Raw genomic sequence first — 15,581 nt, 5'->3', positions numbered from 1 at the left:
GCATGACTGTGATGACGCCGAAATTCGGGATGGGTGCTTCCGTGCGCCGCAAGGAAGATGCGGCATTCATCACGGGGCGGGGGCGTTATACGGATGATTTCCTGCCCGAAGGCACACTGCATCTCTACGTGGTGCGTTCGCCCGTGGCCAAGGCGAAATTTACCATCGCTTCGGTCAAGGAAGCGCAGGCCGCGCCAGGCGTCCGTCTGGTCCTGACAGGTGCCGATGTGGCGCATCTCAAGGATCTGCGCTCTGGCGCCATGCAGAAGCAACCGGACGGAACGCGCGCGCCCACGCGCGACATTCCGATTCTGTGCCGTGACCGTGTGCAGTATGTGGGCGACGCGGTAGCGATGGTGGTCGCCGAGAGCCGTGCCCAGGCGCAAGATGCCGCGGAGCTGATCGAAATCGACTTCGACGACGAGGAAGCCATAGCTTCAACGGCAGCCGCTCTGTCCGAGGATGCCCCGCTGGTCTGGCCGGAACTCGGATCGAATCGTGCATTTCTCTATCATGTGGGTGACAAGGAGAAATCGGATGCGGCGTTCGCCAAGGCCGACCATGTGACCCGCATCCAGTTCGTGAACAACCGTCTCGTGTGCAACTACATGGAGCCGCGTGCAGCATTGGCCGAATGGCGCGACGACGAAAACCGCTACGTGTTGACCACCGGCTCGCAGGGCGTTCATTCCATGCGTGGCATCCTGTGCAAGACTTTTGGCATCGAGCCCGAAAATCTGCGCGTGATAACGCCGGATGTCGGTGGCGGCTTTGGTCCGAAGACCTTTGTCTACCGTGAATACGCCATGGTCATGGAAGCGGCGAAACGGCTTGGTCGTCCGGTCAAATGGACCGGTGATCGCAATGAGCATTTCATGACTGATGCTCAGGGACGCGACAATGTGGTGACTGCCGAAATGGCAATGGACAGTGAAGGGCGATTCCTTGGTCTACGGGTCGATCTCACGGCCAATATGGGCGCCTATATCTCGCAATATGGTCCCTTCATCCCGTTTGTTGGCGTCTCCATGTCAACAGGCGTCTATGACATTCAGGCGCTCGATGTGACGATCAACGGCGTCTACACCAACACCTGCCCGGTGGATGCCTATCGCGGGGCGGGCCGTCCGGAGGCTGCGTTCCTGCTTGAGAAGCTGGTGGATGCCTGCGCGCGTGATCTGGGACTTGGCCGGGAAGAAATCCGTCGTCGCAACTTCATCAGGCCCGAACAATTTCCCTATCGTACCCAGACCGGCCGCCTCTACGACGTTGGCGAGTTTGAGGGGCACATGAACAAATGCATGGAGAACGCCGGCTGGGCCTCGTTCGAAGAGCGGCTCGAGGAATCTCGGCGCAACGGAAAACTGCGCGGCATCGGCATGGCCACCTATATTGAAGCCTGCGCTTTTGCCGGTTCGGAGCCGGCCCACGTCCGGCTGAACGACGATGGGAGCGTCACGCTTCTGATCGGCACTCAGTCCAACGGTCAGGGTCACGCCACCGCCTACGCTCAGTTCGTAGCTGACAAGCTCAGTATCGACATCGACAGGATCACCGTGCGCCAGGGCGACACGGATGAATTGGCCTCCGGCGGCGGCACGGGCGGCTCGCGCTCCATTCCGCTGGGCGGTGTCTCTGCCGCGCGGGCGGGTGAAGACCTCGCCGAGAAAATCCGCAGGCTGGCGGCAGACGAACTGGAAGCGTCGGTCGATGATATCGAACTGTCCGGTGGGGCCGCGCGCATCGTCGGCACGGACCGCGCCGTGGACTTTGCAGCCATCGCCAGGGCAGCAAAGGCACCTGAAGACCTGGAAGGCTTCGGTGAGTTCGTGCAGGAAGAGGCGACCTATCCGAACGGCACGCATATCTGCGAGGTCGAAATTGACCCGGAAACCGGGCGCACGGAGGTGTTGGCTTATTGGATCGTTGATGATTTCGGCGCGACAGTGAACCCGATCCTTCTGGCTGGTCAGGTTCATGGTGGTGTTGCGCAGGGGCTTGGGCAAGCCCTGACGGAAGACACGGTCTACTCCGAGGATGGGCAACTCGTCACCGCAAGTTTCATGGACTATGCGATGCCACGGGCGGATGATCTGCCGTTCATCCATTTCGAGACCCGCAACGTGCCTTCGACCACCAACGCCATGGGCATCAAAGGGGCTGGCGAGGCCGGCACGATCGGTGCCACGCCGGCTGTTCTCAACGCCGTGACGGATGCGCTCTACCGCGCCTACGGCATCACCCATATTGACATGCCCACCACGCCTTCGCGGGTGTGGGAGACGATCCGACAGGCCAGAGAGGCGGCATGATGGCATCGTCGGCGATGATTTTGCTCCACCCTCCCGCTTCTTTATCGGCCTTATAGGATATCAGATCATGCCCGCTGAGACCGAAGTCGGTGCCGAAGGCAAACCACTGATCGGCATCGCGCTTAAGGTCATTTCGGTCTCGGTTTTTGTCATGATGTCCTCGCTGATCAAATCGGCGGGGATGGTGCCTTCGGGCCAGATTGTCTTCTTCCGCTCGTTCTTTGCGATATTCCCGATCATCGCCATGCTGGCCTGGCGGCGTGAGTTGGCGACAGCTTTCCGCACCACACATCCCGTCAGCCACATCATGCGCGGCCTTGTGGGCGTTACCTCCATGGGCCTCGGCTTCTTTGCGCTGACGCGCCTGCCTCTGCCCGATGCGATTACGCTCAATTACGCGCAGCCGCTCATTGTTGTCGTCTTCTCGGCAATCTTCATGGGCGAGGTCGTGCGCATCTACCGCTGGAGCGCAGTGGCGGTCGGCTTCCTGGGGGTCATCATCATCGCCTGGCCAAAACTCACCCTTCTAACCGGGGACGCCGGCCTTGAGGCGGCTGAGGCGGTGGGTGTCATCGCAGCCCTTTGCGGCGCGACCGGCTCTGCCGTCGCCATGCTTCTTGTTCGACGGCTTGTCCAGACAGAAAAGACGGCCACCATCGTTCTGTGGTTCTCGGTTACCGCCACCGTGCTCTCCCTCTTCACCATCCCTTTCGGATGGGCAGAGTTATCGCGCGGTCAGTTTCTCGCTCTGGCCGGCGCGGGAATTTGCGGCGGGGTGGCACAGATCCTCATGACCGAGTGCTATCGTCATGCGGAGCTATCCACCATCGCGCCTTTCGAATACACGTCGATGCTCCTTGCCATCGTGATCGGCTATTTCGCTTTCGGCGACGTGCCGACCCTTTACACGCTGGTGGGCGGAACGATTGTGATCGGGGCTGGTCTCTTTATCATCTGGCGCGAGCGTCGACTCGGCCTCAGACGGGTGGCTGCCCGCCGTTTCGTGCCGCCTTCCTCATGACCCCTTGCCTTGCGACTGCCTTAGAAAGGCAGCGGTTGTAGCGTCGGTTGGGAAAAAACTTTCAATGGCAAGCTCCGACAGCGTCACGTCGAGTGGTGTGCCAAACACGGTCGTCGTGGTGATGAAGGAAAGTTCGGTTGCTCCAAGGCGCAGTCGAAGGGGAACGGCGATCATGTCCGCCGCGCCGGGTTTGAGCTCCGGCCCGGTTTTTTTGACCGGGTAGCCAGCCAGTTCCTTTTCCAGCGCCATGAGTTGTGGATCGGCCGAGTGGTCAATCAGGAGGCGCAGTCGTTCCAGCACATGTGCGCGCCACGAGGCCAGATTGACGATGCTCGGTGCAACACCCTCGGGATGCAGGCTCAGGCGCAGGACATTCACCGGCGGTTTTAGCAACTCCGCATTGGTCACAACCTCGAGCAGCGGTGCGATGGCCCGGTTTGCGGCGACCATGGTCCAGTGCCGGTCGATCGCGATTGCAGGGTTGGGCGCGTGGCCATCGAGCACGGCCTGTACGACGTTCATTGCAGGCTTCAAAGCCGGATCGTGAATATCGCGTTCTGAGAAGCCCGGTGCATGGCCCGAGGCAAGGAGGATGCGATTGCGCTGCCGAAGCGGGATGGAAAGACTGTCCGACAACAACAGGACCATCTCTCGCGACGGATTCGAGCGGCCTCGTTCCAGGAAGCTGAGGTGGCGCTGGGAAATGCCCGCCTCCAGCGCAAGATGAAGCTGGCTCATGCGCCGTCGCTCCCGCCACTCCCTGATGAGCGCACCGGCGCTGGTCTTTCTGGGTAAGGTATTTTCTGTGTTCATGAGAACACTGTAGAGCCGAGCGGCACGCATTTCCATTACCTCCCAGGTAATCGCCCGAGGGCGCTCCATCGGTCAGGTTCCCAGGCATCGAGGTCGACATCCGACCCGCCAAACCCGGTCTGAAGAAAGGAAACCGTCATGCCACTCACGCTCACACCCGCTCTGAGAAAATCACTTCAGCTCGACGCTGTCATGAGTGGAGCCGCAGCACTCCTGCTTCTTTTCGCGGCGCCGCCGCTATCACGGCTTCTCGCCTTGCCCGAAGACCTGCTGTTTTGGGCCGGTGTGGTTCTGGTGCCTTTCGTGATGATGCTGTTGATGATCGCCGCCCGGACAACACTGTCCCGTCTTCTGCTCATAGACGTGATTTTGCTTAACGCAGGCTGGGTCGTGTTGAGCTTCGCGCTGCTCGCAAGTGGATGGGTCTCTCCCAATTTACTTGGAACCGCTTTCGTCAGCCTTCAGGCCTGCGCGGTTGCCCTTTTTGCCCTGCTTCAGTTCGCGGCGATGCGTAAGGCGCAATGCTGAAAGGCACGGGCCCGCCTAATAGCGCGGCCCGGCCGTTCTGCATTCAATAATTCAGTAGTTGAGATAGGGCGCGGCGGTCCAGACCGGACCGTTGCGCTCTTCTTCCCGCAGGCTGGTAGAGCCGAAATGGTAGCGAAAACCCGCTACAATACCGTGAGATGTTGTGTCCCCGGCATGCACATCGCCCGATGTCAGCGAGGATGAGCGAAATCGATATCCTCCGAATGCGGTTACCGGCTTGTCCGAAAGCCGATAATTGGCAGCCGTTGATATGGAGTAGGTTTTCAACGCAGCATCTTCACTCAGCAATTGCTCAAAGCCTGCGTCGAGATCGAAGCGCAGGTTGTCTGTGTAATAATACCGTGCGCCGAGGATACCATTGAGCTTGGATGCCTCCTGCTCTTCCAGATGCGCCTGGCCGAGACCGATTTGGCCCAGGACAGTTGTCTGGCTAAGAAAGAAGGCACCTTCCAGTCCGGCCGAAATTTCCGTCGGCCCCACCGCCAGGGTTTCGTTGGAGATACGCTCATACTGGGCATAGAGGCCAATGGCGTAGCTGTCCGGCTTGCGGTAGTAGCCATGTGCGCCGAACTCCATGGTCTGGTCGGAAAGATCCTCGAACTTCAGTTTTTCTAGCCGGCCGTCGAGCTGGACGTTAAAGCGCTCTCTGATGGGCAGGTTTGCCACGCCGCGCAGCGCCCATCCGCTGCTCTTGACAGGTTCTTCCACCAGATTGGCTTTGCCCAGTGCCGAATTCACTTCGACAAAGCCGGAAAAGCGCCGGCCGAACTTTAGAAGCAATGGCGCGTTCTCCACGTTGGGAGGAACCGGTGGATCGGATGTCACCAGATCCGCGGCAGGCGCGGGATGCGATCCCAGGGTAAGGAAAGAGAGAAGGAAAAACAGGCGCCCCCCGGACGTGACGCGAACACACATGCTCGACTCCGGGACGTTGTTACGAGACGCTACCTTGCGCCCACAGCGTTAATGCGCGCTTAATTCGCGCAGTTCTGTCGTCTCAGTGAGCGCTTTCCAGCTTCAGTTTGATTTGCAGAAAATCCTGCCAGGCGAGCTTCTTGTGGGCCGGATTTCGCAGAAGATAGGCTGGATGCAGCGTTGGCATGGTGGGTATTTCGATGCCTGAAGGTGTCTTGTGTATGGCCCAGTTGCCGCGCATCCGCATGATGCCGGTCTGTGTGTTCAAAAGAAGCTTCGTCGACGGGTTTCCGAGCGTCACCAGCACCTTGGGTGCAACGAGCTCGATATGCCGCTCGATGAAGGGGCGACAGATTTCCGTTTCCAGAGGGGAGGGGTCCCTGTTTCCCGGCGGTCGCCACGGGATCACGTTGGAAATATAGACGGTGGTGCGGTCGAGACCTATGGCCGCCAACATGCGATCCAGCAGTTTGCCGGACCGACCGACGAAGGGCAGGCCCTGGATATCCTCGTCGCGGCCCGGCGCTTCTCCGACGAACATCACGCTGGCCTGCGGATTGCCGTCGGCAAATACGGTGTTTTTTGCCGTGGTCTTCAGATTGCAGCCGTCGAAACCTGTCAGCTGCTCGCGCAGTGTATCGAGGTTTTCCGCGCTTCTGGCGATCTCACGCGCCCGCGCGGCCTGTGCATCGTCCGGAACCGCGGCCTTGGCTGCAGCCGGAGCAGCGGGGCGGGGCTGCATGGTCGCCACTGGTTTCTGCTGCGTTGGCTGCTGCCGTTGCGCGGCTCTTTTTTCCGCCTCCGCACGCGTTTCCTGAAACCGGTCGGGCGCTTCATCCATAAGAGGTTCGTCCACGCCGGCATCGGCGTAGAAAGTCAGAAGCTCCCTGAGTTCAGCGGAATCCATTGCGTCCGAAATCCTGAGCGTCGGCGAGGACGAAAGAAAGCATTTTCTCTTTCTTTGCCGCTGGTTGCAAGCTCAGGAAGCGGGAATGCGCGGGTCCTGCACCAGATAAAATACCGGTTTCGGGGTCAGGTCGGTGATCAGCAGTCGAAATGTCACGGAATGAGCTGCGTTGACGGTACCTGACTGGAACAGAAGGCGGTCATAGGGTTCTAGTTTGCGATCGTGCACGGCAAACGCACTGGAGCCGATGTGATCGGACCCCGCATTTCTCTGATCGAAAGAGAGACCGTCTCCATAGACGCTCGAGACGCCGCGCATCTCCTGAAGCTCGAATTCAAACTCGACCCAGGGCAGGTTGCTTGCATTCAGTGTGTCGATTTCCATGAAGAGATAGCCTGCGCCCGCCCTTTCGTCATAGGCATATCGCGGGACATCCCCGGTCGCCCTGATGACAAGAACGACGGCGGCAGCCGTATAAAGCTCCTGTTTTAGAAGCACCGGGTCGCTGCGTGAGCCTGTGCCTGAAACCGCCAGAATGCGGAAGCCGCCAAGCTCATCGGAAAAGGAATAGTGTCCGGCCTGCCAGCGTCCGTCATCTCCCGGGCCCGCGCCAAGAAGGACGGCGAGCAGGGGGAACAGGATTATGGAGACGGCACGGGGCAGGACAGCACCTCCCTTCCTGCCGCATTATACCGCCATTTCTCGCTCTGGAGAACGGGAAAGCATGCCCTCAGCCACCAGTCTGCCAGTTGGAGACCGTCTGTGAGGGGTAGACAAGCTGAAGAATGTTGAGCGTGAGATTGTCGCGGATCATGACCGCCATGAAAATTTCCGTCGCAACGACCAGAAGAATGCTGACCCATAGAGGCGAAACGCGTGCGACGAAAAAACCGGTGATGGTGGCAAGTGTGTCGGAGAGCGAATTGATCACGCTGTCTCCGTAGTAGCCCTGCGCAAGTGCCGATTCCCTGTAACGGTTGATTACCATGGGTGTGTTTTCCGCCATCTCCCATGCAGCCTCCAGCCCCACTGCAAGTGCAAGTCGGTAGCCGAGCGGCATGCGCGGCGCGACAAGCCAGATAAGCCCGTAGAAGAGCAATCCGTGCAGAAAGTGCGAGTAGGTGTACCAGTCGCCGATATGCTGTGAAGTCTCGGGGCCGGAGGGGTCCGAATACCAGAGCTTCACCGTTCCGCAGTCGCAGATCGTCGTCTGACCCATGAGTTTCAGGAACAGCGCCTGAAGGGCGAGGATGGCAAGCACACAAAAGGCGGTAACGGCGACCGGCCTCTGCCTGTAGGCGACCAACAGTCTATTTTCGCGCATCCCCATGCTCCTTGCCAATGCCCCTTAAATTGCACCAGTCCCTTAACGTATCTGCTTCCACAGTGTCCCGAACGGCTTCAGAACCGTCTGCCTGCTCTCATGCGGGCCCTGCCGAACCGTGGACCACTCCCATCAGAGATGCCTCATGGTCGAACATGTTCGACATAGGTTCGTGTTCCGCACGGTGCGCGTATTGCACCTTCCATCAACAGAGCGGCTGAAATTGCTCGGATTCGATCCGGGAGGCAAACAGGAATTGCCCGCGGGAAAATTGTCAATTATTGACGTTTACGTTAAAGTAATATCAGTTTGCGGCAATCAGGAATGGATTGATGCAACTTCTCTGGTTTCGACAGTCGCGCGGATGCGCTATAGCCCGGCGTTGAAACCGTTATGCGGGACTGATGGGTATCCGGATCGCGCCGGCGCCAAACGAGAGCAGGGCGCGCGAGAGAAAAAGACTGCGGAGGGTGGAATGAGCGAAGTGGAACGCGAAAGCATGGAATTCGATGTGGTCATCGTCGGCGCAGGTCCGGCGGGGCTGGCCGCGTCCATCCGGCTCAAGCAGCTGAACCCGGAGCTTTCCGTCGTTGTACTCGAAAAGGGCGGCGAAGTCGGTGCGCATATTCTTTCAGGCGCCGTGGTAGATCCCATCGGCATCGACCGGCTCTTGCCGGAATGGCGAGAAGACCCCGATCACCCGTTCAAGACCCCCGTCACCGACGATCAGTTCCTCGTTCTCGGGCCGGCGGGCTCCATGCGGATTCCCAATTTCCTGATGCCGCCGCTGATGAACAATCACGGCAATTACGCCGTATCGCTCGGCAATGTCTGCCGCTGGCTTGCGGGCTACGCGGAGGGACTGGGCGTTGAAATCTATCCGGGCTTTGCCGCCTCCGAAGTGCTCTACAACGACGAAGGCAAGGTCATTGGCGTCGCCACCGGCGATATGGGCGTCGAGCGCGATGGCTCGCACGGCCCCAACTATCAGCCCGGCATGGCGCTCCTGGGCAAATATGTCCTGATCGGCGAGGGCGTGCGCGGCTCGCTCGCCAAGCAGCTGATTGAAAAATTCCGCCTGTCCGAGGACCGCGAGCCTCAGAAATTCGGCATCGGCCTGAAGGAACTCTGGGAGGTCAAGCCGGAGAACCACAGGCCGGGTCTCGTCCAGCATTCCTTTGGCTGGCCGCTCGACATGAAGACCGGCGGCGGCTCCTTCCTCTACCATCTGGAAAACAATCAGGTGGCGGTCGGTTTCGTGGTTCACCTGAACTACAAGAACCCGTTCCTGTCGCCGTTTCAGGAGTTTCAGCGCTTCAAGACGCACCCCGCGATCAGCAAAACGTTTGAAGGTGGCAAGCGCATCTCCTATGGCGCCCGCGCCATCACCGAGGGCGGCTGGCAATCCGTGCCGAAGCTTGTGTTCCCGGGCGGGGCCCTCATCGGTTGCTCGGCAGGCTTCGTCAACGTCCCGCGCATCAAGGGGTCTCACAATGCGGTCCTCTCGGGCATGCTTGCCGCCGAGCATGTTGCGGAAGCGCTGGGCGAGGGACGCGGCAATGATACGCTGGAAGGCTACGAGGCCGCCTGGCGCGCCTCGGACATCGGCAGGGACCTGAAAAAGGTGCGCAACGTCAAGCCGCTCTGGTCGCGCTTCGGCACGCTTCTGGGCGTCGGCATTGGCGGCTTCGACATGTGGATGAACTCGCTGTTCGGCTTTTCGCTGTTCGGCACCCTGAAACATGGCAAGACCGACGCGGCTTCGCTGGAGCCGGCCGCAAAGCACAAGCCGATAGACTACCCGAAACCCGACGGTGTGCTCACCTTCGACCGTCTCTCCTCGGTGTTCCTGTCCAACACCAATCACGAGGAGGAGCAGCCGGTTCATCTTCAGGTGAAGGACATGGAACTGCAGAAGACGTCGGAATACGCCGTCTATGCTGGTCCGTCTTCGCGCTATTGTCCCGCGGGGGTCTATGAATGGGTGGATGCTGACGGCAATGCGCTCACCGATGGCAGCGATGTGGCTGACGCCCGCTTCGTCATCAACGCGCAGAACTGCGTCCACTGCAAGACCTGCGACATCAAGGACCCGAACCAGAACATCAACTGGGTGCCGCCGCAGGGTGGCGAGGGCCCTGTCTATACCGGGATGTAACACCATTGTCCGAGCCCGAACCCGAAAGCGGCACCGCCAGCCCCATCGATGAAGAGGCGCTGGCCGAGGCCTATAACCGCGCCCTCGCGCTCGAAAAGGCCGGCGACCTCGATGCAGCCGCTGCCGCCTATCGGGAGGTGCTTGCTCTCGATCCTGCCGACCATGGCGGTGCCGCGGTGCGGCTTGCGTCTATGGGACGGGGCGAGACACCCTCACGGGCATCGGAAGCCTATGTGGCGACCCTGTTCGATCAGCACGCCGGCGCGTTTGAGAGCATTCTGGTCGATCAACTCGGCTACGACGTGCCGGCACTGACCCGCAGGGCGCTGGATGAGGTGGCGCCGGGGCCGTTCAGCCGCATGCTGGATCTCGGTTGTGGAACTGGGCTTGCCGGAGAGGTTCTGCGCGACATCGCGGACCACATCACCGGCATCGATCTTTCGGAGACCATGATCGAGGTCACCGACGAGAAGGAGGTCTACGACGCGCTCTATGTGGGCGATGCGGTGGACTTTCTCCATCACGCGGATGTCGAACCTTTCGATCTGATCACCGCGACCGATGTTTTGCCCTATCTGGGCGATCTGGATGCTTTCTTCGCCGGCGCGGCGGAACTCGCCATGGACGGTGCGGTCCTCGCCTTTTCAAGTGAGACCCTGCCGGACGACGTGCTTGCCAGTCGCGCCTTCATGGTCGGGCCGCATCAGCGTTTTGCCCATTCCGAGAGCTATCTCGCCGAAATGCTCGCCACACACGGCTTTGCGGGGCTTGCCATAGGCAACATCGTGGTGCGACACGAAAAGGGAAAACCGGTTCCCGGTCACCTGGTCATCGCGCGCAGGAAGCCCACCGCTTAACGTCCGTTTCGTGCCAGCTTCACTTCAATCACGTCTTCGGGCTGACCGTCGGGCATGACGCCGAATTCGAGCAGAACGGGCAGGTGATCGGACCCCACATCTTCGAGCCGCTCGACCGTGAGTGGCACGATGCGGCCCTTGGTGAAAAGATTGTCGATGGGCAGTCCCACCAGCCGGCGGAGCCGTTCTGGGAGGATGGGCTTCATCCATGTGGGGCCGATGCCGGGCATGAGATTCATCTGGCCGGCGGCGGCCACACGGTGCGCAGTCACACTCCAGGGGGTTGCGTTCAAATCGCCGGCGAGGATGGCAGTGTCGGGAAATCGTTCAAGCACTGGCGTGACCCGGCTTACCTGATGGTGCTGTTCGAAAGGCCACGGCCAGCCGAGATGCAGGGCCCCGACCTCCACTGCTTCCGCACCCAGCCGAACGGTCGCCACAGCCATGGAACCGCGATCATAGCAGGCAAAGGCTTCTGGATCGGCGAATGGTCGGCGCGAGAGAATGGCAACGCCGCCAATGCGGGCCGGCGGCGGGCAAATTACCCGGTAGGGATAGGTGGCTTCGAGGAACTCGAGTTCCTTCATCCACATGCCGGACACTTCGTTCAGCGTCACGATATCCGGTTTTGTGCGACCGATCAGTGAAAAGACCCGCTTGGGAGTGGCGTTGTCATATCTGAGGTTGAGCTGCAGAAGCCGATAACGCGCCGCTGGCGTGTCGGTGGGTTCTGCTCTCGCCGAACCGGCGGCAGACTGGAAAGAAAGCAGCGTTGCACTCAGGGTCGCGATGCCGAGCACGGTTCCCGCCGCACCGATCTGACGCCAGCCTTTCACGAACAGCAGCGGTGCCGACAAAAGAGCGATGAGCACCGCAAGATGAAGACGGAAATGCGCCATGGAATCGAGGGCCGGGTGCAGCCTCCCCCAGAAACCGGCGACCAGCGGGAGCGAAACCGCAAAAACCCCGAGGGCCAGAACAGCCGGCAGGATTGTAGCGATCCTCAATTTCTTCATCGCTTTGCGCCCATGGACCTGAGTGTGAATGCAGCAGCGCCTATCCGCATTTTCGGGCTATTGAAAGGCGGTTTCGAAAAAGCTCCTCAACTTGCGCGAATGAAGCCGCTCGGGGGGCATCGCTGCAAGCTTTTCCACGGCTCGCATCCCGATCTTGAGATGCTGGGAGACCTGCCTCTTGTAGAAATCAGTGGCCATGCCCGGTAGCTTCAGCTCGCCGTGGAGTGGCTTGTCGGAAACACACAGTAAAGTGCCGTAGGGCACACGGAAGCGGAAGCCGTTGGCGGCAATCGTGGCCGATTCCATGTCGAGCGCGATCGCGCGCGATTGCGACAGGCGCTGCACCGGGCCGCGCTGTTCGCGCAGTTCCCAGTTGCGGTTGTCGATGGTGGCGACCGTACCGGTCCGCATGATGCGCTTCAGCTCATAGCCGGAGAGCCCGGTGATCTCGGCCACCGCTTCCTGCAGCGCCACCTGTACTTCTGCCAGTGCTGGCAGGGGCACCCATACGGGAAGATCGTCGTCGAGCACGTGATCCTCGCGCACATAGGCATGGGCCAGAACATAGTCGCCAAGCGCCTGTGTGTTTCTCAGCCCCGCGCAATGGCCGAGCATGAGCCAGGCATGAGGGCGAAGCACCGCCACATGGTCGGTGATTGTCTTGGCGTTGGAGGGCCCAACACCGATGTTGACCATGGTGATGCCCGCATGGCCGTCGCGCGTCAGATGATAGGCCGGCATCTGCGGCAGACGTGCAAGAGCACTCGACGACGGGCTCGTCTCCCCGGCTTTGGTGATGACATTGCCCGGCTCCACGAAGGCGGTGTAACCGTTTCCGCCCTCGGCCATCATCTCGCGGGCGAGCGCACAGAATTCGTCGATGTAAAACTGGTAGTTCGTGAACAGAACGAAATTCTGGAAATGCACCGGTGCCGTGGCGGTGTAGTGCGAGAGACGGTGCAGGGAATAATCGACGCGCTGCGCGGTGAAGGGGGCGAGCGGCAGGGGTTCCCCGGGCGGCGCTTCATGTGTGCCGTTGACAATGTGGTCGTCCGTGGCGTTCAGATCCGGCACATCGAAGAGATCGCGCAGAGGCCGTTTCAGCCGGTCCGCGATGGACCCTTCCACATAGGTGTCCTGAAGGAACGCAAAATGCAGCGGTATCGGTGTTTCCGATTCGCAGATGGTGACGGGAACGCCATGGTTGCGGATCACGAGGCTTAGCTGGTCGATCAGGTAATCCTCAAAGAGATCCGGCCGGGTGATCGTGGTGGCATAAACGCCGGGCGCCGCCACATGGCCATAGGCAAGCCGCGTATCGATCTGGGCATAGGAGCCGGTGGCGAGGCTGACTTCGGGATAGAAGGCGCGAAAGCGGCGGTCGCTTTCGCCGTCCTTGGCGACCTGCGCAAAGGCATCGCGCAGGAATGCGGTGTTGCGCTCGTAGAGCGCCTTCAATGCCGCAACGGCTTCGCGGGCATCGGTAAAGCTTTTCCGGGCAAACGGCTCGGGGCTTGAAATCGTCTGAATAGGCTGAGGGTATATTCTATGTTCCATGGCCTTTTATATGGATATTCTTCTTCTTCTCAAGGCCTGAGCCTACCTTGAACGTTTCAGACTGACCATCAGGACGAGGCCGACACCGCTCGAGCGCTCATAGTTTCCTTCAATGATGTTTTCATTACCAGCGCGGACGTTCTGAACCGCAAGCAGCGGTGAGCCGATTAGGGCAGCAAACATCAATCCCCGGGCCATGTGTGTAATCGTCCGCATCGTCTCATACCTCAATTCATCTTGCTCAGCGCAGCGCCGTTCTGCCGCAAAGGGCTGTCTGCTCACCGGAGCAGGAGAACGGCCGATTGTTCTGCCAGGGATCGGAAGGCCTGCTGGCTTCTGCAACCAGTATGGCGAGTGCCATGCCGAAGATGGCGGTGATCAGACAGACAATTGAAAAGCGGCGCATCAACATTGGTTTGTCCTCAGTGTCGCCATCACTGTGGCAGACGCGGACTGAACCGATACTGAGAGGAGCATTCATCCAGGGTTCAGCAGTGTTAACACCGTGATTATGAGAAGATAACGGATCGTTTACCGGCAGGCGCGTTGCAAAGTCAGCAGCCGGTGCTTACTTGCCCGGGTATTGCCGCATTCCTCCCCCGACTGCGCGGCATCCAACACCTGGAGGCAACAAAGCATGACCACCCAGACCAAGCCGATCGAGCTCCACTACTGGCCCACGCCCAATGGCTGGAAAATCACCATTTATCTTGAAGAGACCGGGCTTCCCTACGATGTGCACTATGTGAACATCGGCAAAGGCGAACAGTTCGAACCTTCCTTCCTCAAGATCGCGCCGAACAACCGCATGCCGGCGATTGTCGACCCCGAAGGTCCGGGCGGCGAGCCGATCTCGGTGTTCGAATCGGGTGCCATTCTGCAGTATCTGGGTCGCAAGACGGGCAAGTTTTATCCGACTGACGAACGGTCCCGTGTGGAGGTGGATCAGTGGCTCTTCTGGCAGATGGGCGGGCTCGGCCCGATGGCCGGACAGGCCCACCACTTCCGCAAATATGCCCCGGAAAAGATTGCCTACGGCATCGAGCGCTATACCAATGAGGTGAACCGCCTCTATGGTGTCATGAACAAGCGCCTCGCAGACCGGCCCTTTCTCGCCGGCAACGAGTATACGATCGCCGATATGGCGAGCGTCGGCTGGGTGAAGCCCTATGAACAGCAGGGGCAGGACCTCAACGATTTTCCAAATCTCAAGCGCTGGTTCGAGACGATCATGGCGCGGCCAGCGGTCGTGCGCGCGCTCGAGGTCGGTCAGGAGCATCGCCGCAACATCGCCGAAGACAAGGAAGCACAAAAGGTGCTCTTCGGTCAGCGCGCCAGCTGACGACGGGCTTGCACGGTTCAGACAGGGCGGGCGTCCATTGGGCGCCCGCCCTTTGCTATTTCGACTATCCGAGGCGGATCAGCAGAATGGCGAGGATGAGAATGCCCACGCCCAGCCAGCTCGTCAGATTGAGCCGGTGTCCGAAGACGAGCCAGACAGCAAGCGCCGTTCCGAGGATCGAGAGTACGCCCCACACCGCATAGGCGATGAAAAGGTCCATGCCGGTGACAGCGAGCGCCAGAAGCGCAAAGGCCGCCATGATGAGCAGGACGGCTGCAGATCCCCACCCCCTGCGCGCAAAGCCGCCGGATTTCTCCAGAGCCAGATTGGCGAGGATGTCCAGTGCCACCGAACCCAGAACATAACCCATATAGATGTTCATCTCGTTTCGCCCTGCTGGTGGTGGCCATAGTTGATCACCGCGATCCCAAGCAGCGCCACGCCGATGCCGATGCCCTGCATCGGCGAGATCGTCTCGTCGAAAAGGTGAAGCGACACGAGCGCGATCATGATCATGCCGAACCCTTCCCAGAACGCATTGGCCAGCGCAACGGGGATGCGAAGCGTCGCGCGTCCCAGAAAGAGATAGGCGATGCCGATCATGGCAATCGCCGCCATCGTTCCCTGAAGAAGCGCGCCGCCGGATACCAGGAGTTTCATGAGTGTGGTTCCGACCACTTCTGCAAAGACCGCAGCGATCAGATAGAACCAGTGCAATTTCGACCTCATATTGTCAGATCAAGTTTTATGTCACTCGATTGAGATATCTGCCCAATTGCCATATGGAAAATCGCTGAGCGACAGGATTTT

At 59.9% G+C, this 15,581-nt stretch carries 17 protein-coding genes; 6 read left to right on the top strand and 11 right to left on the bottom strand.

The genetic code is table 11. The features are described 5' to 3' along the window. The first annotated feature begins 2 nt into the window (after positions 1–2). Positions 3–2,312, top strand: a complete 2,310-nt coding sequence (locus tag P2W41_RS12930) for a xanthine dehydrogenase family protein molybdopterin-binding subunit (RefSeq protein ID WP_292893321.1) — start codon at positions 3–5, stop codon at positions 2,310–2,312. Between the two features lie 67 nt (positions 2,313–2,379). Then, positions 2,380–3,333 carry a DMT family transporter gene (locus P2W41_RS12925; RefSeq protein ID WP_292893324.1) on the top strand — a complete coding sequence of 318 codons (954 nt, stop codon included), beginning with the start codon at positions 2,380–2,382 and terminating at the stop codon, positions 3,331–3,333. Here the strand turns inward: P2W41_RS12925 and P2W41_RS12920 are convergent. Next, positions 3,328–4,146 (bottom strand): helix-turn-helix domain-containing protein, encoded by an 819-nt coding sequence (locus tag P2W41_RS12920; protein ID WP_292893327.1) that lies wholly within the window; start codon positions 4,144–4,146, stop codon positions 3,328–3,330. The two genes, P2W41_RS12925 and P2W41_RS12920, sit on opposite strands and share 6 nt — an antisense overlap. A gap of 138 nt (positions 4,147–4,284) precedes the next feature. On the opposite strand from P2W41_RS12920, the gene P2W41_RS12915 reads away from it, so the two are divergent. Beyond that, positions 4,285–4,674: a hypothetical protein gene (locus tag P2W41_RS12915; protein WP_292893329.1), complete on the top strand. Its 390-nt coding sequence runs from the start codon at positions 4,285–4,287 to the stop codon at positions 4,672–4,674. A 51-nt stretch (positions 4,675–4,725) separates the two neighbouring features. Here the strand turns inward: P2W41_RS12915 and P2W41_RS12910 are convergent, their stop codons facing one another. From P2W41_RS12910 to P2W41_RS12895, 4 genes are all read right to left on the bottom strand, one after another. Next, complete coding sequence (locus P2W41_RS12910) at positions 4,726–5,610, bottom strand: hypothetical protein (RefSeq protein WP_404933340.1); 885 nt, start codon at positions 5,608–5,610, stop codon at positions 4,726–4,728. An 82-nt stretch (positions 5,611–5,692) separates the two neighbouring features. Next, entirely contained in the window at positions 5,693–6,517 is an 825-nt protein-coding gene (locus P2W41_RS12905) for a uracil-DNA glycosylase family protein (protein ID WP_404933339.1), read from the bottom strand. Positions 6,518–6,589: 72 nt separating this feature from the next. Further along, a complete protein-coding gene (locus P2W41_RS12900) occupies positions 6,590–7,015 on the bottom strand; it encodes a hypothetical protein (RefSeq protein WP_292893338.1) in 426 nt (141 codons plus the stop codon). 232 nt (positions 7,016–7,247) lie between these two features. Further along, positions 7,248–7,847: a DUF2585 family protein gene (locus tag P2W41_RS12895; protein ID WP_292893341.1), complete on the bottom strand. Its 600-nt coding sequence runs from the start codon at positions 7,845–7,847 to the stop codon at positions 7,248–7,250. A gap of 469 nt (positions 7,848–8,316) precedes the next feature. Here P2W41_RS12895 and P2W41_RS12890 point away from each other — a divergent pair, with 469 nt between their 5' ends. Together P2W41_RS12890 and P2W41_RS12885 are read left to right on the top strand one after the other, a co-directional pair. Then, positions 8,317–9,999, top strand: a complete 1,683-nt coding sequence (locus P2W41_RS12890; protein WP_404933338.1) for a 4Fe-4S dicluster domain-containing protein — start codon at positions 8,317–8,319, stop codon at positions 9,997–9,999. A gap of 5 nt (positions 10,000–10,004) precedes the next feature. Beyond that, a complete protein-coding gene (locus P2W41_RS12885) occupies positions 10,005–10,856 on the top strand; it encodes a class I SAM-dependent DNA methyltransferase (protein ID WP_404933337.1) in 852 nt (283 codons plus the stop codon). Here the strand turns inward: P2W41_RS12885 and P2W41_RS12880 are convergent. The 4 genes from P2W41_RS12880 to P2W41_RS12865 are packed head-to-tail and all read right to left on the bottom strand — an operon-like array spanning position 10,853 to position 13,841. Then, positions 10,853–11,872 (bottom strand): endonuclease/exonuclease/phosphatase family protein, encoded by a 1,020-nt coding sequence (locus P2W41_RS12880; protein WP_404933336.1) that lies wholly within the window; start codon positions 11,870–11,872, stop codon positions 10,853–10,855. The genes P2W41_RS12885 and P2W41_RS12880 overlap by 4 nt on opposite strands. Positions 11,873–11,929: 57 nt before the next feature. After that, on the bottom strand, positions 11,930–13,429 hold the full coding sequence (locus P2W41_RS12875) for an AMP nucleosidase (protein WP_292893351.1): 1,500 nt from the start codon (positions 13,427–13,429) through the stop codon (positions 11,930–11,932). 42 nt (positions 13,430–13,471) lie between these two features. Then, the gene (locus P2W41_RS12870; RefSeq protein WP_404933335.1) at positions 13,472–13,612 is read right to left on the bottom strand and encodes a hypothetical protein; all 141 of its coding nucleotides are present in this window, start codon (positions 13,610–13,612) and stop codon (positions 13,472–13,474) included. 58 nt (positions 13,613–13,670) lie between these two features. Beyond that, the gene (locus tag P2W41_RS12865; protein ID WP_292893354.1) at positions 13,671–13,841 is read right to left on the bottom strand and encodes a hypothetical protein; all 171 of its coding nucleotides are present in this window, start codon (positions 13,839–13,841) and stop codon (positions 13,671–13,673) included. A gap of 225 nt (positions 13,842–14,066) precedes the next feature. Here P2W41_RS12865 and P2W41_RS12860 point away from each other — a divergent pair, with 225 nt between their 5' ends. Beyond that, on the top strand, positions 14,067–14,771 hold the full coding sequence (locus P2W41_RS12860; protein WP_292893356.1) for a glutathione S-transferase family protein: 705 nt from the start codon (positions 14,067–14,069) through the stop codon (positions 14,769–14,771). A 64-nt stretch (positions 14,772–14,835) separates the two neighbouring features. Here the strand turns inward: P2W41_RS12860 and P2W41_RS12855 are convergent, their stop codons facing one another. Both P2W41_RS12855 and P2W41_RS12850 read right to left on the bottom strand, forming a co-directional pair. Continuing rightward, entirely contained in the window at positions 14,836–15,153 is a 318-nt protein-coding gene (locus tag P2W41_RS12855) for an SMR family transporter (RefSeq protein ID WP_292893359.1), read from the bottom strand. Then, entirely contained in the window at positions 15,150–15,500 is a 351-nt protein-coding gene (locus P2W41_RS12850) for a multidrug efflux SMR transporter (RefSeq protein ID WP_292893362.1), read from the bottom strand. Before P2W41_RS12850 ends, P2W41_RS12855 begins: the two co-directional genes overlap by 4 nt. Positions 15,501–15,581 lie beyond the last annotated feature (81 nt).

It is taken from the genome of Nitratireductor sp. L15S-10 (assembly GCF_045011005.1).
Lineage (GTDB): Bacteria > Pseudomonadota > Alphaproteobacteria > Rhizobiales > Rhizobiaceae > Nitratireductor.
The sequence above is the reverse complement of the archived record's forward strand: the minus strand, read 5'-3'. Positions and strand labels throughout refer to the sequence as shown.